18 protein-coding genes are annotated in these 19,284 nt (G+C 62.0%); 15 read left to right on the forward strand and 3 right to left on the reverse strand.

What is annotated here, in order from left to right:
- Window positions 1-151: 151 nt before the first annotated feature.
- The 9 genes from atpB (at window position 152) to AC25Z0_RS13040 (ending at window position 7,856) form a co-directional block, all read left to right on the forward strand.
- Window positions 152-949: a F0F1 ATP synthase subunit A gene (gene atpB, locus AC25Z0_RS13000; RefSeq protein WP_488120075.1), complete on the forward strand. Its 798-nt coding sequence runs from the start codon at window positions 152-154 to the stop codon at window positions 947-949.
- A 50-nt stretch (window positions 950-999) separates the two neighbouring features.
- Complete coding sequence (gene atpE, locus AC25Z0_RS13005) at window positions 1,000-1,242, forward strand: ATP synthase F0 subunit C (protein ID WP_488120076.1); 243 nt, start codon at window positions 1,000-1,002, stop codon at window positions 1,240-1,242.
- A 28-nt stretch (window positions 1,243-1,270) separates the two neighbouring features.
- Entirely contained in the window at window positions 1,271-1,837 is a 567-nt protein-coding gene (locus AC25Z0_RS13010; protein ID WP_488120463.1) for a F0F1 ATP synthase subunit B, read from the forward strand.
- 4 nt (window positions 1,838-1,841) lie between these two features.
- Entirely contained in the window at window positions 1,842-2,639 is a 798-nt protein-coding gene (locus AC25Z0_RS13015) for a F0F1 ATP synthase subunit delta (protein WP_488120077.1), read from the forward strand.
- 87 nt (window positions 2,640-2,726) lie between these two features.
- Window positions 2,727-4,364 (forward strand): F0F1 ATP synthase subunit alpha, encoded by a 1,638-nt coding sequence (gene atpA / locus AC25Z0_RS13020; protein WP_488120464.1) that lies wholly within the window; start codon window positions 2,727-2,729, stop codon window positions 4,362-4,364.
- A 64-nt stretch (window positions 4,365-4,428) separates the two neighbouring features.
- Window positions 4,429-5,331, forward strand: coding sequence for a F0F1 ATP synthase subunit gamma (locus tag AC25Z0_RS13025; RefSeq protein WP_488120078.1), 903 nt, complete (start codon window positions 4,429-4,431; stop codon window positions 5,329-5,331).
- A 17-nt stretch (window positions 5,332-5,348) separates the two neighbouring features.
- Entirely contained in the window at window positions 5,349-6,812 is a 1,464-nt protein-coding gene (gene atpD, locus AC25Z0_RS13030) for a F0F1 ATP synthase subunit beta (protein ID WP_488120079.1), read from the forward strand.
- 2 nt (window positions 6,813-6,814) lie between these two features.
- Entirely contained in the window at window positions 6,815-7,081 is a 267-nt protein-coding gene (locus AC25Z0_RS13035) for a F0F1 ATP synthase subunit epsilon (RefSeq protein WP_488120080.1), read from the forward strand.
- 7 nt (window positions 7,082-7,088) lie between these two features.
- A complete protein-coding gene (locus tag AC25Z0_RS13040) occupies window positions 7,089-7,856 on the forward strand; it encodes a YaaA family protein (protein WP_488133469.1) in 768 nt (255 codons plus the stop codon).
- Here AC25Z0_RS13040 and AC25Z0_RS13045 read toward each other — a convergent pair.
- The gene (locus tag AC25Z0_RS13045) at window positions 7,793-8,410 is read right to left on the reverse strand and encodes a methylated-DNA--[protein]-cysteine S-methyltransferase (protein ID WP_488133470.1); all 618 of its coding nucleotides are present in this window, start codon (window positions 8,408-8,410) and stop codon (window positions 7,793-7,795) included. The two genes, AC25Z0_RS13040 and AC25Z0_RS13045, sit on opposite strands and share 64 nt — an antisense overlap.
- Before the next feature lie 129 nt (window positions 8,411-8,539).
- Here AC25Z0_RS13045 and AC25Z0_RS13050 point away from each other — a divergent pair, with 129 nt between their 5' ends.
- From AC25Z0_RS13050 to AC25Z0_RS13070, 5 genes are all read left to right on the forward strand, one after another.
- Window positions 8,540-9,385, forward strand: coding sequence for an MBL fold metallo-hydrolase (locus AC25Z0_RS13050; RefSeq protein WP_488133471.1), 846 nt, complete (start codon window positions 8,540-8,542; stop codon window positions 9,383-9,385).
- 73 nt (window positions 9,386-9,458) lie between these two features.
- A complete protein-coding gene (locus tag AC25Z0_RS13055; RefSeq protein ID WP_488133472.1) occupies window positions 9,459-10,421 on the forward strand; it encodes an aldo/keto reductase in 963 nt (320 codons plus the stop codon).
- A gap of 116 nt (window positions 10,422-10,537) precedes the next feature.
- Window positions 10,538-12,271: an ABC transporter ATP-binding protein gene (locus tag AC25Z0_RS13060; protein WP_488120085.1), complete on the forward strand. Its 1,734-nt coding sequence runs from the start codon at window positions 10,538-10,540 to the stop codon at window positions 12,269-12,271.
- Window positions 12,268-14,247, forward strand: a complete 1,980-nt coding sequence (locus tag AC25Z0_RS13065) for an ABC transporter ATP-binding protein (protein ID WP_488133473.1) — start codon at window positions 12,268-12,270, stop codon at window positions 14,245-14,247. Before AC25Z0_RS13060 ends, AC25Z0_RS13065 begins: the two co-directional genes overlap by 4 nt.
- A gap of 156 nt (window positions 14,248-14,403) precedes the next feature.
- Window positions 14,404-15,639: a DUF4192 family protein gene (locus AC25Z0_RS13070; RefSeq protein WP_488133474.1), complete on the forward strand. Its 1,236-nt coding sequence runs from the start codon at window positions 14,404-14,406 to the stop codon at window positions 15,637-15,639.
- 155 nt (window positions 15,640-15,794) lie between these two features.
- Here the strand turns inward: AC25Z0_RS13070 and AC25Z0_RS13075 are convergent, their stop codons facing one another.
- Window positions 15,795-17,213, reverse strand: coding sequence for an aspartate aminotransferase family protein (locus AC25Z0_RS13075; RefSeq protein ID WP_488133475.1), 1,419 nt, complete (start codon window positions 17,211-17,213; stop codon window positions 15,795-15,797).
- A gap of 2 nt (window positions 17,214-17,215) precedes the next feature.
- The gene (locus AC25Z0_RS13080) at window positions 17,216-17,695 is read right to left on the reverse strand and encodes an Lrp/AsnC family transcriptional regulator (RefSeq protein ID WP_488120089.1); all 480 of its coding nucleotides are present in this window, start codon (window positions 17,693-17,695) and stop codon (window positions 17,216-17,218) included.
- Window positions 17,696-17,819: 124 nt separating this feature from the next.
- Between AC25Z0_RS13080 and AC25Z0_RS13085 the strand changes: the two genes are divergently transcribed.
- Entirely contained in the window at window positions 17,820-19,256 is a 1,437-nt protein-coding gene (locus AC25Z0_RS13085; protein ID WP_488133476.1) for a gamma-aminobutyraldehyde dehydrogenase, read from the forward strand.
- The last annotated feature ends 28 nt before the right edge of the window (window positions 19,257-19,284 follow it).

The raw sequence follows: 19,284 nt of genomic DNA on the forward strand, positions 1-19,284 counted from the left end.
TTGGGTGGATGCCCGGTTATTTGCTAGAGTCATAAGCGATTCCCCCCGGTAAAGGCAGCATTCACTTGTGTCCTAAACCAGTCATTCGTTCGTCGTTCGGAGAGCAGAGCTCACCGCCCCGAAACAGGAGATAGCGCTGCTAGAAACCGCTGTGAACCTGCTGCTCCCGTCTGCAAGCGACGACGGGGGCTTCCATGGTCCCACCATCAATGAATTCTTTCCCGACATCGTTCTATTCGCGGACACTCCGTTCGCAATGAACCGAATCATGATCATCCGCGTTCTCGCGATGGTCGTGCTCATGCTCATCTTCTGGTTGGGTACTCGCCGTATGAAGGTCATTCCGACCCGACTGCAGAGCCTGACGGAGATGGGACTCGACTTCGTTCGAGTCAACATCGCAGAGGATCTCCTCGGCAAGAAAGACGGCAAGCGCTTCCTGCCGCTTCTCACCACGATCTTCTTCATGGTGTTGTTCATGAACTTCACCGGAATCATTCCTGGCCTGAACATCGCCGGAACTTCCGTGATCGGTGTTCCGCTGCTGTTGGCTGTTATTGCCTACGGCACGTTCATCTACGCCGGCGTAAAGAAGAATCCCAGCAAGTTCTTCCGCAACGCGCTGTTCCCGCCCGGAGTTCCGCCGGCGTTATACCTCATCGTCACGCCGATTGAGTTCGTGTCCACGTTCATCATTCGCCCGGTGACATTGACGCTCCGACTCCTCATGAACATGGTCGTCGGCCACCTCCTGCTGGTGCTGTTCTTCAGCGCAACCCAGTTCTTCTTCTTCACTGCAGACGGCGGATTCAAGCTGTTCGGTGCTGGAACCCTGGTCTTCGGATTCGCCTTCACCCTCTTCGAGGTGCTGATCGCGGTTCTCCAGGCCTACATTTTCGCTCTGCTCACCGCTGTCTACATCCAGCTCGCGCTGGCTGAGGAACACTAAACAACGAACTCGGCATCCGTCGTATTCGCTCATCACGGAAGGAAACACACGTGGACGCAACTACCGTTCTCGCGGCACTCTCGGGAAACATCGCGACTGTCGGTTATGGCCTCGCGGCAATCGGCCCGGCAATCGGCGTTGGTATCGTCGTTGGCAAGACCATCGAAGGCGTTGCACGCCAGCCTGAACTCGCTGGCCAGCTTCAGGTCCTCATGTACATCGGTATCGCATTCACCGAGGCACTCGCCTTCATCGGTATCGCTACGTACTTCATCTTCACCACCGGTCAGTAGCCCTCTTTCACTCTAGTTAGGAGGCATGATGCTTCACGCAGTGATTGCAGCTGCCGCTGAGGGTGAGACGCGTAACCCGCTCATCCCAGAGGTCTACGACATTGTCTGGTCTGCGGTTTGTTTTGTCGTGATCCTGTTCTTCTTCTGGAAGCTCGTGCTTCCGAGGGTTCAGAAGATGCTCGATGACCGCGCAGAGGCCATCGAAGGCAATATCGCGAAGGCAGATGACGCACAGCGCAAGGCCGAGGCTGCTCTTGAGCAGTACACGGCCCAGCTCGCTGAGGCGCGCATCGAAGCCGGCCAGATCCGCGAGCAGGCTCGCGCTGACGGCCAGAAGATCGTCGCAGAGCAGAAGGATGCGGCTTCGGCCGAAGCCGCTCGTATTACCGCAACAGCTCAGGCTCAGATCGAAGCAGAGCGTCAGGCGGCCGTTGTGTCGCTTCGCTCAGAAGTCGGCTCCCTGGCCATCGACCTCGCATCGGGTGTCATCGGCGAAAGCCTGACTGACGACGCGAAGGCTACCGCCATCGTTGACCGTTTCCTGGCTGATCTTGAAGCCTCGGAGAAGGCAACGCCTTCAGCAGGGAAGAACTAACAGCATGGGAAGCGCCACCAGAGAAGCTTTGGCCCTGACGCGGGCGGCACTGGCTGCCAGTGGCAGCACGGCCGATCTGGCGACGGGCGAAAGCCTTTTCAACGCCGGTCGAGTCGTCGGCGACTCGCCGCAGCTGCTCACGGCACTCGCAGATCCGTCAGCGGATGCTGCGGCAAAGACCGCGCTCGTCACGAGCGTGTTCGGATCCGCAGTCACGCCGACGGCACTCACTCTCTTGCAGAGTGTTGCGGGTGCCCGGTGGTCGAGCCATGACGACGTGCTTGCCGGGATCGAAGATCTCGGCCTGCGCACTATCGCACGGTCAGTCCCAGCAGGTACCTCTATTGAGGACGAGCTGTTTTCCTTCAGTGTCGCGGTTTCTTCCGACGCAGAGCTCGAGCTGGCCCTGGCCAGCAAGTTGGGCGATGCGGATGCCAAGGCTCGTGTCATTGACGCGCTCCTCGGCGGCAAGGTTTCTGCCCAGACACTCGCGATTGTTCGCCACCTCGTACGCCAGCCTCGCGGCCGTCGTATCGGTGAACTCCTTCGCCACGCGGCATCCGTTGTCGCAGACCAGTCAGGTCACTCCATCGCAACCGTGACCTCGGCTGCTCCGCTCGCCCAGGCGCAGCTCGACCGGCTCATCGCCGGTCTGTCTGCTCGCTACGGTCGTTCGCTCCTGGTCAACCAGGTCATCGACCCGGCCCTGATCGGCGGCGTGCGCGTCCAGATTGGCGACGACGTGATTGACGGCAGCGTCGCATCGCGTTTGAACGACTTGAGACTTCAGCTCGCTAGCTGATTCTCAGCCAGAAAAACTTAGAAACCTCGAGACGGCAACGTCTCGCACAGACAGAACCTGTACACCCCGTACAGAAAAGGGAAGATGATGGCAGAACTAACGATCAGCCCCGATGAGATCCGCGACGCTCTCAAGGACTTCGTGAAGTCCTACGAGCCGAACAAGGCTTCGACCACCGAGGTTGGGTACGTCACCACCGCTGGCGACGGCATTGCTCACGTTGAGGGTCTTCCCGGCGTCATGGCAAACGAACTCATCAAGTTCGCCGATGGAACGCTGGGCCTCGCCCAGAACCTCGACGAAGATGAGATCGGTGTCATCGTCCTCGGTGAGTTCACCGGCATCGTTGAGGGAATGGAAGTTCACCGCACCGGTGAAGTTCTTTCGGTTCCCGTCGGTGACGCATTCCTCGGTCGCGTTGTCGACCCGCTGGGCGCACCGATTGACGGTCTCGGCGAGATCAAGTCAGAAGGCCGTCGCGCCCTTGAACTGCAGGCGCCTGGCGTCATGCAGCGCAAGTCGGTGCACGAGCCGATGCAGACCGGTATCAAGGCCATCGACGCCATGATCCCGATCGGCCGCGGACAGCGCCAGCTGATCATTGGTGACCGCCAGACCGGTAAGACGGCCATCGCGATCGACACCATCATCAACCAGAAGGCCAACTGGGAGTCCGGCGACACGAACAAGCAGGTTCGCTGCATCTACGTCGCCATCGGCCAGAAGGGTTCAACCATCGCTTCGGTGAAGGGTGCACTCGAGGACGCAGGCGCAATGGAGTACACCACCATCGTGGCCGCTCCGGCATCTGACCCCGCCGGCTTCAAGTACCTCGCCCCGTACACCGGTTCGGCCATCGGCCAGCACTGGATGTACGCAGGCAAGCACGTCCTCATCATCTTCGATGACCTGTCAAAGCAGGCAGAGGCCTACCGTGCAGTATCACTGCTGCTCCGCCGTCCGCCGGGACGCGAAGCATACCCGGGTGACGTCTTCTACCTGCACTCCCGTCTGCTCGAGCGTTGTGCCAAGCTCTCCGACGAGCTGGGCGCCGGCTCCATGACCGGCCTGCCGATCATCGAGACCAAGGCAAACGACGTCTCCGCATACATCCCGACCAACGTGATCTCGATCACCGACGGCCAGATCTTCCTGCAGTCAGACCTCTTCAACTCCAACCAGCGCCCAGCTGTTGACGTTGGAATCTCGGTCTCCCGTGTTGGTGGAGACGCCCAGGTCAAGTCCATCAAGAAGGTCTCTGGAACGCTCAAGCTTGAGCTCGCCCAGTACCGCTCACTTGAGGCCTTCGCGATGTTCGCATCCGACCTCGACGCGGCCAGCCGCCGTCAGCTCGCCCGTGGCGCACGCCTCACCGAGCTGCTCAAGCAGCCGCAGTACTCGCCGTTCCCCGTTGAGGACCAGGTCGTTTCGATCTGGGCCGGCACCAAGGGCAAGCTCGACGAGGTTCCTGTCGAAGACATCCTGCGCTTTGAGCGCGAGCTGCTCGACTACCTCGCTCGCAACACGACCGTGTTGGCCACCCTGCGCGAGACCAACGTTCTCGACGACGCCACTGTGGCGACGCTCGATGCCGAGGTCGACAAGTTCAAGCTCGAGTTCCAGACGGGTGAGGGCAAGCCGCTCGCCTCCGTTGGTTCAGAGAAGTTTGAAGCCATCGCAGCAGAAGACGTCAACCAGGAAAAGATTGTGAAGCAGAAGCGCTAGTTCGACTCGTTCGATCACCGCCAACTTCTTCATAAACATCTAATCTAAGAACCACAGGAGACACATGGGAGCGCAACTTCGGGTCTACCGGCAGAAGATTAAATCTGCCCAGACGACCAAGAAGATCACTCGGGCCATGGAGCTGATCTCCGCCTCGCGCATCCAGAAGGCGCAGGCGCGAGTCGCTGCGTCCACCCCGTATTCGCGTGCGATCACGCGCGCAGTGTCGGCAGTGGCAACGTACTCGAATGTTGAGCACGTACTCACGACCGAGCCGGAGAAGGTCGAACGGGCAGCCGTCGTCATCTTCACGTCGGATCGCGGGCTCGCAGGCGCATTCAGCTCCCAGGTTCTGAAAGAAGCCGAAGAACTCAGCACGCTGCTGCGCAGCCAGGGCAAGGATGTCGTGTACTTCCTTGTGGGCCGCAAGGCAGTTGCTTACTTCGGGTTCCGTCGTCGCGCTGCAGAGCGCGTCTGGACGGGTGGCACAGACCAGCCGCAGTTCGACACGGCGAAGGAAATCGGCGACGCACTGCTCGAGTCCTTCCTGCGCGACAGCGAAGACGGCGGCGTGGACGAGATCCACATCGTCTACAACCGCTTCGTCAGCATGGTCAGCCAGGTTTCTGAGGTTGTTCGACTTCTTCCCTTGGAAGTTGTCGAGGGTGTAGAAGAGCCCGGCGACAAAGAGATTCTGCCGCTGTACGAGTTTGAGCCGGATGTCGAGACTGTTCTCGACGCACTGCTTCCGGTTTACATCGAAAGCCGTCTTTTCAATGCCATGCTGCAGTCGGCTGCTTCAGAGCACGCCAGCCGCCAGAAGGCTATGAAGTCCGCGAGCGACAACGCAGACAAGCTGATCACTGACTACACACGACTGGCCAACAACGCCCGTCAGTCTGAGATCACCCAGCAGATTTCCGAGATCGTGGGTGGAGCCGACGCGCTCTCATCCGCCAAGAACTAAGCAGAGAAGAGAGAGCAATGACTGACACCGCAACCGCGCCAGTCGAGGCAGAGGGCAAAGCAGGTGCTGTTGGCCGTATCGCCCGCGTCACCGGCCCCGTCGTCGACATCGAGTTCCCGCACGATTCGATTCCCGGGATCTACAACGCGCTGAAGACCACCGTCGTCATGGGCGAGTCGACCTCCGTGGTCACCCTCGAGGTTGCACAGCACCTCGGCGATGACCTCGTTCGTGCAATCGCCCTGAACCCGACCGACGGTATGGTTCGTGGCCAGGAGGTCCAGGACACTGGCTCACCCATCACGGTCCCCGTCGGAAACGTCACCAAGGGCAAGGTCTTCAACGTCATCGGCGAGGTGCTCAACGCCGAGCCCGGTGAAAAGATTGAGATCACCGAGCGCTGGCCCATCCACCGCAAGCCCCCGGCATTCGACCAGCTCGAGTCCAAGACTCAGCTCTTCGAAACCGGAATCAAGTCGATCGACCTTTTGACCCCGTACGTACTGGGTGGAAAGATCGGCCTCTTCGGTGGTGCTGGTGTTGGTAAGACCGTTCTGATCCAGGAAATGATCCAGCGCGTTGCGCAGGACCACGGTGGAGTTTCGGTGTTCGCCGGTGTCGGTGAGCGTACCCGTGAGGGTAACGACCTCATCGCTGAAATGGAAGAAGCAGGCGTCTTCGACAAGACTGCGCTTGTGTTCGGCCAGATGGATGAGCCGCCGGGAACGCGTCTGCGCGTCGCCCTCTCCGCCCTCACCATGGCTGAGTACTTCCGCGACGTGGAGAAGCAGGACGTTCTGCTCTTCATCGACAACATCTTCCGCTTCACCCAGGCCGGTTCTGAGGTGTCGACCCTTCTGGGCCGCATGCCCTCCGCCGTGGGTTACCAGCCGAACCTCGCCGACGAGATGGGTGTGCTCCAGGAGCGCATCACCTCGACCCGTGGCCACTCGATCACGTCGCTCCAGGCCATCTACGTGCCTGCTGACGACTACACCGACCCGGCACCGGCAACGACGTTCGCCCACCTGGACGCCACCACTGAGCTGTCGCGTGAAATGGCGTCGAAGGGCCTCTACCCGGCCATCGACCCGCTCACCTCGACCAGCCGCATCATGGACCCGCGTTACTTAGGTGCTGACCACTACCGTGTGGCCACCTCGGTCAAGGCGATTCTGCAGAAGAACAAGGAACTCCAGGAGATCATCGCGATCCTTGGTCTTGACGAGCTCTCTGAAGAAGACAAGGTCACCGTTTCGCGCGCACGCCGTATCCAGCAGTTCCTGTCGCAGAACACCTACATGGCGAAGAAGTTCACCGGTGTAGAGGGCTCGACGGTTCCGCTCAAGGAGACCATCGAGTCGTTCGACGCGATCGCCAAGGGTGAATTCGACCACGTGGCCGAGCAGGCCTTCTTCAACGTCGGTGGGCTCAGCGACGTCGAAGAACTGTGGGCGAAGATCCAGAAGGAGAACGGCTAACCATGGCTTCGGCGCCCCTTAGCGTCAGTGTCGTCTCGGCGGACCACCAGGTGTGGTCCGGCGAGGCCTCCATGGTCGTTGCTCGCACTGTCGAAGGTCAGATCGGTATTCTTGCCGGTCACGAGCCGATGCTCGCGATCCTGGCCAGCGGCGAGGTTCGCATCACGAGCACTGACGGATCAAAGGTCGTGGCGAAAGCTGCCGACGGCTTCCTGTCCGTAGAGAACAACACGGTTACTATCGTGGCCCGCCAGGCAGAGTTGGTTTAGCACACCTTTGCTGGTAATTCTTCCGCCTTCTGAAACGAAGCGCGACGGAGGCGCCGACGAGAAGCTTGATTACGATGCGCTTGCGCATCCGACATTGAACTCTCGTCGGCGTTTTCTGGTTCACGCGCTGCACACAATTGCCCACGACCCAGACGCCACGATCGCGGCGTTGAAGCTCGGACCCAAACAGCATGCCGAAATCGGCCGCAACCTGGCTGTGACATCCTCGGCCACCATGCCCGTGCTCGACCGGTACACCGGTGTGCTCTACGACGCCCTCGATGCGGCGTCGCTGACGCCCGCCGAGCGCGACTTCGCGGCATCCCATGTCGCTGTGCATTCCGCGCTGTTCGGCCTCGTCATGGCGCTCGACCCGATTCCGGCCTACCGGCTGTCGCATGACTCGCGCATTCCAGACACCCCCCTCAAGAAGCACTGGGGGAGTGTGAATGCCGATGTGCTGGCCTCCCGCCCCGGCCTCATCCTCGACTTCCGGTCTGAGGCCTATGTGGCGCTCGGCCCAGCGCCCGTGCGGGATGGCTCCTACTTCCTCCGGGTTGTGACGGATGCCGGAGGACGCAGGCGCGCACTCAATCACTTCAACAAGAAGTCAAAGGGTGAGTTCGCCAGGGCGATCATTCAGAATGCCGAAGACTTCGACACCGTCGAGCAGCTACTCGACTGGGCCGCAGCAGCGGGCTATCGGCTCGATCACGGCGCTGCCGGTGAGCTGGAGCTGGTCGTGGCCGAGGTCACTGCGGGCAAACGCGGCTGAGTCTCCTTGTCGCGCTTTCGGTACTCGATCCTTTCGTGATCAAGTAGCCAGCGCTTCGTGGCCACTCCCGCGCCCTGGGTGTAGCCGGTGACACGCCGCTGGGCGTCGAGCACGCGATGGCACGGCACGAACAGCGGGATCGGATTAGCCGCAACGGCATTGCCGATTCCCCTGCCGGTACCCGGCATCCCGATGTCGGTGGCAATCTGTCCGTACGTGATGGATTCGCCCCACGACACCGCGGCCAGCCGATGCCACACCATCCGTTGGAAGTCGGTACCGGCCAGCGCGTCGACACCCGGAACGAGCACCGGATGCCCACTGCTGAAATACTTCCGCAGGTCGCGGGATGCGGCGCGCAGCACCGCGGTGGGGGCGTCAGGCAGGGTGTCATGCGGGAGGCGGCCATCGTGCTCGATGGCCACCGAAATGAGATCGCCCGCAGCAGATGCCATGAGCTCGATCATGCCGATTGGACTCGGCATACGTAAGACGGACGGGCGCTGGAGCGTCTGGGGTACATCGGTTTCGATGTTCAGCTGTACTGGATTCATGCGGCGAGGCTACTGAACAGCGGCCAGTGCCCACTGCGGGATGCCAGCCCTCTGCACAGCCAGCCCGCCGTGAGCGCTGTGGAGGAGCATCACGCCAGACTTGGGTGATCACCAGACTAGGGTGATCAGATGACGTGGATCGAAGTTGCAGACGGTGTGTATCAACGGCGTTACGAACCTCTCGACGTCTCCGTTTGCCTGGTGCGCGGCAGCGACGGCCTCCTGCTCGTTGACACCAGAAGCAACCCGCGTGAGGCGCGGGAGATCGTCGAGGATGCCCAGGTGCTTGGCGCCGGCGCCATCCGCTGGGTGGTGAATACGCACGCCCACTACGACCACACGTTCGGGAACCAGGTGTTCGCACCGGCGACACCGATTTACGGGCATCACCTCATCCCGCGGCATTTCGCGACGTATGAGGCCCCCAGGCTCGCGGACTGGATGCATGACCCGGCCAACTCCCCACAGTACGACTGGCGAGACGTGCAGCTCACCCCGCCGAGCGTGCTGGTGCACGAGCGGCACACCATCGACATCGGCGGGCGGGTCGTTCACCTCATCCCGCTGCCCGCCGGCCACACAGACACGGACCTGGTCGTTCATGTCCCGGATGTCAACGCCTGGCTCGTCGGCGACGTCATCGAGCAATCTGGCCCCCCGATGTATGGCTCAGGCAGCTTCCCGCTCGAGTGGCCGGCCGCCCTCGACGTGCTCGCGTCGATGATCGATGACTCGGCCGGGGATGCCACGGACGTCGTGGTTCCCGGCCACGGCAGCGCCGTTGACCGTTCGTTCGTGCGCGCCCAAGCCGGCGTGCTCGGTGCGATTGCCGACGGCATCCGCTCTGCACACGCCGTTGTCGAGCCCATTGAGTCGGTGGGGGAGCGGCTGGCGTCACTGACCAACGTGCCCCTCGAGCTGGTGGAGGCCGCTGTGGTGCGCGGATACACGCAGCTTTCGGCTCGCTCTGCCTGAGGCGAGCGGCTTCCTGAGAACTTGTATAGGCGTCGCGGGTGCCGCGGCACTTCCATGGACTTAGGCTGATGGGATGGCAGAGATTCAGTACAGGGCGCTCGGTGACTCCGGCCTGATCGTGTCAACCATCGGACTCGGGTGCAACAACTTCGGGCGTACAGGAACGGCATCGGAATCCCTGGAAGGCACGAGCGCTGTCATCAACGCTGCGATCGATACCGGCGTGACGTTCTTCGACACAGCCGACATCTATGGTGCCCAACGCGGCCTGAGCGAGACCCTGATGGGGAAGGCCCTGCACGGTCGCCGCGACCAGATCGTGCTCGCCTCGAAGTTCGGCATGGACATGGGTGGGCAGAACGGACCCGACTGGGGCGCACGGGGTTCGCGCCGCTACATCCGCCTGGCTGTCGAAGCGTCGCTTCGTCGCTTGCAGACGGACTGGATCGACCTGTACCAGCTGCACCAGCCAGACCCGAACACGCCGATCGAAGAGACGCTCGCGACCCTCGACGACCTGATCACCGAGGGCAAGATCCGGTACATCGGTCACTCGAATTTGAGCGGATGGCAGATTGCTGAGGCCGAATTCACGGCCCGCATCGGTGGCCACCCGCGGTTCATTTCAGCGCAGAACGAGTACAGCCTGCTGGTTCGGGACGCAGAGGACGAAGTGCTCCCGGCCGTGAATCAGTACGGCCTGGGCTTCCTGCCCTTCTTCCCGCTGTACAACGGCCTGTTCACCGGCAAGTTCAGCCGTGGCGGCGGCCCGGCAGACAGCCGCATCATGATGATCCGCAAGCACCTGCTCGACAACGCGCCGTGGGACATCATCGAGGAGTACCAGGCGTTCTGCGACGAGCGTGGCGTGAGCATGCTGGCGGCGACGCTGGCGTGGCTGCTCGCCCAGCCCGGCTTGACCAGCGTGATCGCTGGGGCCACAAAGCCGGAACAAATCATCCAGAATGCCGAAGCGGCGACGGCCTGGCAGCCGTCCGCCGACGATATCGCCTGGATTTCACGCCTGTTCGAATAGAGCGGGATCACGCTGGTGCGCGGTGTGCTGCGCAACGGTCGTCGCACGGTTGTAATCGCACAGTTGTAGTCGCACGGTTGAGGTCGCACAGAGGCGACGAACGATGGGGAGTAGCAATGCTGTGGAAGTTGTTGGTGCAGTACCTCAAGCCGCACTCGCGGTTGCTCGTTGGCGTGGTGTTCTTCCAGCTCCTGCAATCAATCGCGTCGCTGTATCTCCCCACCCTGAATGCCGACATCATCGACAACGGTGTGGCAACGGGTGACACCGGCTACATCCTCAATACCGGTGGCGTGATGCTCCTCATCACGTTCGCCCAGATCATCTGCGCCATCATCGCGGTGTATTTCGGCGCCAAGGCTGCCATGGGGCTCGGCAGAGACCTGCGCTCTTCGGTCTTCTCACGGGTCGGCGAGTTCTCGGAGCAGGAGATGGCGAAGTTCGGAGCGCCCTCCCTCATCACCCGGTCCACGAATGACGTGCAGCAGGTGCAGATGCTCGTGCTGACAAGCGCGACGCTCATGGTGACGGCGCCGATCCTCAGCATCGGCGGCATCATCATGGCGATGCGCCAGGACCTCCAGCTGTCCTGGCTGATCGCCGTGAGCGTCCCGGTGCTGCTGATAGCTGTCGGGCTGATCATCGTGCGGATGGTGCCCCTGTTCCGCAAGATGCAGAAGCGCATCGACACCGTGAACCGCGTCCTCAGGGAGCAGCTCACCGGCATCCGCGTCATCCGTGCCTTCGTACGCGAAGACGTCGAGACGAAGCGGTTCGAAAAGGCGAACGTCGACGTGACGGACACCGCGTTGCGCGCCGGGCGTCTGATAGCACTGATGTTCCCCGTCGTCATGCTGGTGCTTAACGTGTCGAGCGTCGCGGTGATCTGGTTCGGATCGTTCCGCATCGAGGACGGCTCCATGCAGGTCGGAACGCTGATCGCCTTCCTCAGCTACCTCATGCAGATTTTGATGGCGGTGATGATGGCAACGTTCATGGTCGTGATGATTCCGCGTGCGGCTGTCTGTGCTGACCGCATCGGAGAGGTGCTTGGCACCGAATCAAGCGTGCGCCCGCCGGCGAATCCCGTGAGCGAGACAACGGGAAACGGCCAGGTCGAGCTGTTGGACGTTGGCTTCGCGTATCCAGGCGCCGAACAGCCTGTGCTCAGCAACATCAGTTTCTTCGCGCAGCCGGGCAAGACGACGGCGATCATCGGCAGCACGGGGTCTGGCAAGTCGACCCTGATCAATCTGGTCCCTCGCCTGTTCGATGCCACGAGCGGATCGGTGCTGTTTGACGGTGTCGACGTGAAAGAACTGAACCCCGACCTGCTGTGGGGCCACATCGGCCTGGTGCCGCAGAAGCCGTACCTGTTCTCCGGAACCGTGCGGAGCAACCTGCACTACGGCAAGCCCGATGCGACGGAGGATGAACTCTGGGCGGCGCTCGCGACTGCGCAGGCGAAGGACTTCGTGGAAGAGATGGAGGGTGGGCTCGATGCTCCCATCTCCCAGGGGGGAACCAACGTGTCAGGCGGGCAGCGCCAGCGACTTGCGATTGCGCGTGCGCTGGTGAAGCGGCCAAGCCTGTACGTGTTCGATGACTCGTTCTCCGCCCTCGACCTTGCAACGGATGCCAGGCTCAGGCTGGCGCTCAAGCGGGATACGGGGGGAGCGACGTTGCTCATTGTCGCCCAGCGAGTGTCGACGATTCTCGACGCCGACCAGATCCTGGTGCTTGAGGACGGACGCATTGTCGGTCGAGGCACCCATTCAGAGCTGCTGGAGACGTCGAAGACGTACCAGGAGATCGTGTCATCCCAGCTTGCAGCGGAGGAGGCAGCATGAGCGAGCAGAGCGAAGAGCGCACCACGCCCGCCCGACCGCCCCGGCCGCGCGGTGGTCCAGGCGGCGGACCCATGGCGGGGATGGCGATGCCCGCAGAGAAGTCGATGAACTTCGGTCCATCGGCCAGGCGTTTGATCGGCAAGCTGCGTCCGGAACGGCTCTGGCTGTTCCTCGTATTCCTGCTCGCCGTGGTGAGTGTCACGTTCTCCGTGCTCGGTCCGCGCCTCCTCGGCGAGGGCACCAACCTCATCTTCGCCGGTGTCATCTCAAAGCAGCTTCCGGCCGGTGTCACACAGGACCAGGTGATCGCCCAGCTGCGTGCGACGGGCGAGAACCAACAGGCCGACATGTTGAGCGGTATGACGCTGACGCCTGGCATCGGCATCAATTTCATGGCACTGACGAACGTGCTGATGTGGGTCTTGATCCTGTACATCCTGGCATCCGTTTTCAGCTGGCTGCAGGCCTATGTGCTGAACGGGGTCGTCCAGCGCACGGTGTTCCGCCTGCGCGAAGAGGTCGAGGTGAAGATCAACGACCTGCCGCTGAAGTACTTCGACAAGATGCAGCGCGGCGAGTTGCTCAGCCGGGTCACGAACGACGTCGACAACATCTCGCAGAGCCTGCAACAGACGCTGAGCCAGGTGGTCACCTCTCTCCTGACCGTCGTTGGCGTGCTGCTGATGATGTTCCTGCTGTCGCCGCTCCTTGCGCTGATCGCGCTCGTCACCGTGCCGCTCACCCTCGTCGTGACGATGCTGATCGCCAAGCGCTCGCAGAAGCTGTTCGTCGACCAGTGGACGAACACCGGGGAACTGAACGCGCAGATCGAGGAGACATTCACCGGTCACGCACTCGTGAAGGTGTTCGGCCGCCAGCACGAGGTAGAGGAACGGTTCGCAGCGAAGAACGAGGAGCTGTTCAAAGCCAGCTTCGGCGCCCAGTTCATCAGCGGCATGATCATGCCGGCGCTCACCTTCATCGGCAACCTGGTCTACGTCGCCATTGCCGTGGTCGGCGGCCTCCAGGTGGCATCTGGGGCGATGCAACTCGGTGACGTGCAGGCGTTCATCCAGTACTCGCGGCAGTTCACCCAGCCGCTTGCCCAGCTCGGCTCGATGGCGAACCTGCTGCAGTCCGGTGTCGCATCGGCCGAGCGCGTGTTCGAACTGCTCGATGCCGAAGAGCAGAGCCCCGACCCAGACCCGGCAGAGAGCCCCGTCGAGTCGGAGGGACGCCTGGTCTTCACTGACGTTTCCTTCAGCTATTCGCCGGACAAGCCGCTCATTGAACACCTGAACCTGGTGGCCGAACCCGGCCAGACCGTTGCCATCGTCGGACCGACGGGCGCGGGGAAGACCACCCTGGTGAACCTGATCATGCGCTTCTACGAGCTGGATGGCGGATCCATCACGCTCGACGGCGTCAACATCGCGGCCATGACCCGCGATGACCTGCGTTCCAGAATGGGCATGGTGCTGCAGGACACGTGGCTGTTCGGCGGCACGATCAGGGACAACATTGCGTATGGGCGTCCAGACGCCTCAGACGACGACGTTTTCGCGGCTGCTCGCGCCACCTATGTCGACAGGTTCGTGCGATCACTGCCAGAGGGGTACGACACCAAGCTTGACGATGAGGCGAGCAACGTGAGCGCGGGGGAGAAGCAGCTTTTGACCATCGCTCGTGCATTCCTCGCGCAGCCCAGCGTGCTCATCCTCGACGAGGCGACGAGCTCCGTCGACACGCGCACAGAGGTGCTGGTGCAGAAGGCGATGAACGCGCTGCGCGCAGACCGGACAAGTTTCGTGATCGCGCACCGCTTGTCGACAATTCGGGATGCCGACCTGATCCTTGTGATGGAATCGGGCCACATCGTCGAGCAGGGCACACACGCAGAGCTGCTCGCCGCGGAAGGCGCGTACTTCAACCTGTACAACGCACAGTTCGCCGCTGCGATCACTGACGAGGTGTAAAACGGACGAGGTATAAAACGCACGAGGTATAAAACGCACGAGGTGTAAAACGGACGAGGTGTAACGGGGCTTCTCCACAGACCGGATGCGGCCGGCGTTCTGCACACATGTGCCGAGCGTCGGTCGCTTGGCACGTACTCCGCGGAGGCTTGCCCCATGCAACCGACAATCATGAAGGCGAACGAACCTCAAGACCTTTTGGCCCTGGTTCCCCAGTTGAGTGGATTCGTGCCCGTGGACAGCGTCGTGCTGGTCGCGTTCTGCGGCAGGCGCACCTGCGGGATACTGCGCTTCAACCTTCCGAGCCCCGATACGCCAACGGAGGTGCACAAGCGCGTTGCGACGACCGTGGTCGGAATGCTGTGCAAGCTCGTCGGAGTCGATTCGGTGGTGCCCGTCATCTACACGAACGACAGCTTCCGGGAATCTGGCGGCATACCCCACCGGCTATTCGCGGACAGGCTGGCGTCGCGCCTCAGTTTGTCCGGATTTGGGATTCGGGATTCGCTCTGCGTGGCCGACGACGGCTGGGGCTCCTTTCTCGACCCGGCTTGCCCGAAACAGGGGCATCCGCTCAGCGACATTGAAGGCTCAGAGCTCTCTGTGTCACGGCTCTCTGCGGCACGGCAGACCGGGTCTGCGGGATCAGCGATCGGCACGCTCCTCAGTGGCGCCGACCTTCCCGTCGTGAGTCGTGCCGCTAAAGAGCGCTTTGGCAGGATGTACCGCCGGTACACCAGGGCGATATCCTCCCCTGATACCGCCATGGCCCTCATCGATACGCTCACCGACCTGCTCGATCCGATTGAGCTGGCTGAGCTGGCGCTGGACTGGAACCCCGACGAGATGACCGACGAGGAATCTGCGGCGCTGTTGCTCATGCTGCAGAGCCCGGCCACTCGTGACCAGATGATGGTGCAGTTCGCCTTCGGCAGGGAGGAAGGTATGCGGGCGTTCGCCCTCAACTCGCATTACGCGGCGCTTCAGCAGATGACGGGCCTCGGCATAGACGACCTCGTGTGGGCGGAGAGAGCCAGTTCCAGGGCAGATGCCGCGGCGCATTCAGCTGCGGACGAAGGCGCCGCCGGAATGCTGAACGACTTCGGGTCGGAGATACTGCTGGGCAGGTCGCAGGTTCGCCCGGACGACGACCGCATCGAACGCGGGATCATCCTGCTGAAGCGGGTAGTGGCGTTGGCACCACGAACCGCCAGGCCAGCTCCGCTGTGCATGCTGGCGTGGTTGTCATGGGCGTTGGGCCAGAGCACCGTCGGAGGACTCTTCGTTGACAAGGCACTCACCATTGACGCCGACTATGGCATGGCAGGAGTGCTCAACAAGCTCTTGTCGTCCGGGCACGTGCCGGACTGGCTGTTCGTCGAACCGGAATGACGGGTGCCACAGGGGCCGCGACAGAAAAGGTCAGGGAATGGTGTCGGATGCACCACTCCCTGACCTGGCTTTGCCAGAGCGTCAGCGTGCCCTGGGCATCAGTGCGCCCAGAGCGTCAGCGTGCCCTGGGCATCAGTGCGCCCTGGGCGTGTGGGCTACAGGTGGTTCACTGCCTCCGACAGCACGCCGCGCAGGATGCTTCCGATCTCTCGGATCTCTGAGGGACCGATGGTCAGCGGGGGAGCGAGCTGCACGACGGGGTCGCCACGGTCATCCGCTCTGCAGTACAACCCCGCGTCGAACAGGGCGCCGGACAGGAAGCCGCGCAGCAGTCGCTCAGACTCATCGTCGTTGAACGTTTCCTTGGTCTTCTTGTCCTTGACCAGTTCGATGCCGAAGAAGTACCCGTCACCGCGCACATCGCCGACGATCGGCAGGTCGAGAAGCGTCTCGAGCTCTGCACGGAACACCGGTGAGTTCTCGCGCACGTTCTCCAGGAGTTTTTCCTCCTCGAAGATGTCGAGGTTGGCCAATGCCACTGCAGACGACACCGGATGCCCCGCAAACGTGTAACCGTGATAGAACGCGGTATCGCCGTGCTTGAACGGTTCGTAGATGCGCTCACTGACGATGGTGGCGCCGATCGGCGAGTAGCCGCTCGTCATGCCCTTTGCGCACGTGATCATGTCGGGCTGGAAGCCATACGCGGTCGAGGCGAACATCTCGCCGATGCGGCCGAAGCCGGTGATGACCTCATCGGCCACGAGCAGCACGTCGTACTTGTCGCAGATCTCGCGCACACGCTGGAAGTAGCCGGGAGGGGGCGGGAAGCAGCCGCCGGAGTTCTGCACGGGCTCCAGGAACACGGCAGCGACGGTCTCAGGGCCCTCGAACTGGATCATCTCCTCGATGCGGTTCGCGGCCCACAGGCCGAATGCGCCGAGGTCGGATCCGAGGCCGGGGCTCATCTCGTCTGCACGGTAGAAGTTCGTGTTCGGAACCCGGAAGCCGCCGGGCGTCACCGGCTCGAACATCTCCTTCATGGCGGGGATGCCGGTGATCGCCAGTGCGCCCTGTGGGGTGCCGTGATAGGCCACCGCCCGTGAGATGACCTTGTGCTTGGTCGGGCGGCCCTGCAGCTTCCAGAAATACTTCGCGAGCTTGAAGGCCGTTTCGACGGCTTCTCCGCCACCGGTGGAGAAGAACACGCGGTTGAGGTCGCCGGGGGCATACGAGGCGAGACGGTCGGCAAGCTCGATGGCGTTGGGGTGTGCGTACGACCAGATGGGGAAGAACGCGAGTTCTTCTGCCTGCTTCGCCGCGACCTCCGCGAGCCGCTTGCGACCGTGGCCGGCGTTCACGACGAAGAGTCCGCTCAAGCCATCAATGTACTTCTTGCCCTTCGAGTCCCAGATATGGTGACCGCTGCCCTTGGTGATGATCGGCACGCCCTGGCCTGACTCCATGACGGACTGGCGCGCAAAATGCATCCACAGGTGATCTTTGGCCTTCTGCTGCATCGCAGCGTTCTCGGCATCGCTGTATACGGTGGGTGCTGATTCCAGAATTGACATCTTTATCGTGTTCCCCAGTTATAGAACTGCTTGTGCAGCTTGAGATAGACAAACGTCTCGGTGGAGAGGACTCCATCGAGATTGCGGATACGAGAGTTGAGGAGCGCGATCAGCTCCTCATCGTCTTCACAGACGACTTCGGCCAAAATGTCGAAGCTGCCCGCGGTGAGCACGACATAGTCGATGGCGGGGATGGCCGACAATTGCTCGGCCAGCACGCGGGTGTCACCAGAGGCACGGATTCCGATCATGGCCTGGCGGGTGAAGCCGAGCTGCATCGGATCGGTGACGGCGACGACCTGCATGACGCCGGCATCCGTCAGCTTCTGAACACGTTGCCGCACAGCGGCCTCGCTGAGACCGACAGCTTTGCCGATCTCGGCGTATGAGCGGCGGCCGTCGACCTGCAGCTGCTCGATGATTTTCTTGGAGACAGCGTCGAGCTGCAGTGGCTTGGCAGTGCTGCGTCCGGGGGCATTCATGGATCGATTGTGTCATTGAAGACAGGCCTAAACAAGCGATTCCGTGGCAAAAGCCATCGAAAACTACGGATTCCTATTGATTTCACCTCAGAGAAGCATGCACTCAGGCGTTAGAATCGCCTTCATGAGCGAGCTGCAACTGCGAAATTTCGTCAACGGAGAGTTCGTTGAATCAACCTCCGATGCCCGTCTGGACCTGATAGATCCGGCGACGGAAGCCGGCTACGGCACCAGCCCGGTCTCCTCCGCGGCCGATATCGACGCCGCGTACCAGGCTGCGTCCACCGCGTTTGAGACCTGGGGAGAATCGACACCCGCCGAGCGCCAGCTTGCCCTCTTCCGCATCGCGGATGCCGTCGAGGCGCGTGCAGAGGAGTTCGCCGATGCCGAATCTCGCGATACCGGGAAGCCGCGTGCCTCACTCGTTGAAGACGAGATCCTGCTTTCTGTTGACCAGATCCGCTTCTTCGCCGGAGCCGCCCGGAACCTCGAAGGCAAGTCGGCCGGCGAGTACCTGACGAACCACACGTCGTTCATCCGCCGTGAACCGATCGGCGTCGTCGGCCAGGTCACCCCCTGGAACTATCCATTGAACATGGCCGTCTGGAAGTTCGCGCCCGCGCTCGCGGCCGGAAACACCACCGTTCTGAAGCCATCGGACACCACCCCGAGCGCCACGCTGCTGCTGGCAGAGGTGGCGGCTGAGTTCCTCCCAGCCGGTGTGCTCAACGTGGTCATGGGTGATCGCAGCACAGGCGCAGCCATGATCGATCACCGGATCCCGCAGCTCGTCTCGATCACCGGCTCAGTGCGTGCCGGGATGGAAGTGGCCAAGGCCGCATCCGCTGATCTCAAGCGAGTACACCTCGAACTTGGCGGCAAGGCTCCCGTCATCGTGTTCGACGATGCCGACATTGAGTCGACAGTGGCCGGCATCGCGGCGGCCGGATACTTCAATGCCGGCCAGGACTGCACCGCAGCCACCCGGGTGCTCGTGCAGGACAGTATCCACGACGAGTTCGTCGCCGCCCTCGCCGCACACGCCCGTGACAACGCGAAGACCGGTGCGCCGGCCGAATCGGGAATCCTGTTCGGGCCACTCAACAATGTGAACCAGCTCGCCCAGGTGAGCGGATTCATCGACCGGCTGCCAGACCACGCCGTGATCGAGCTCGGTGGACACCGCCAGGGCGACACGGGCTACTTCCATGAGGCAACCATCGTCAGCGGGCTTGGACAGGCCGATGAGGCTGTGCGGGAGGAGATCTTCGGACCCGTCATCACCGTGCAGCGGTTCACGGACGAAGCAGAGGCACTGCGGTTCGCCAACGATTCCCGGTACGGACTGGCATCCTCGGTCTGGACCAGCAACCACGGTCGTGCCATGCGCATGGCGAAGCGCCTCGATTTCGGATGTGTCTGGATCAACACGCACATCCCGATCGTGGCCGAAATGCCCCACGGCGGGTTCAAGCACTCCGGCTACGGCAAAGATTTGTCCATGTACGGGTTCGAGGACTACACCCGTGTCAAGCATGTGATGTCATATATCGGAGAATAGAGGGAGTCGATGTCGAGGGGAACGGTGG

The organism is Leifsonia sp. Y862 (assembly GCF_057669585.1).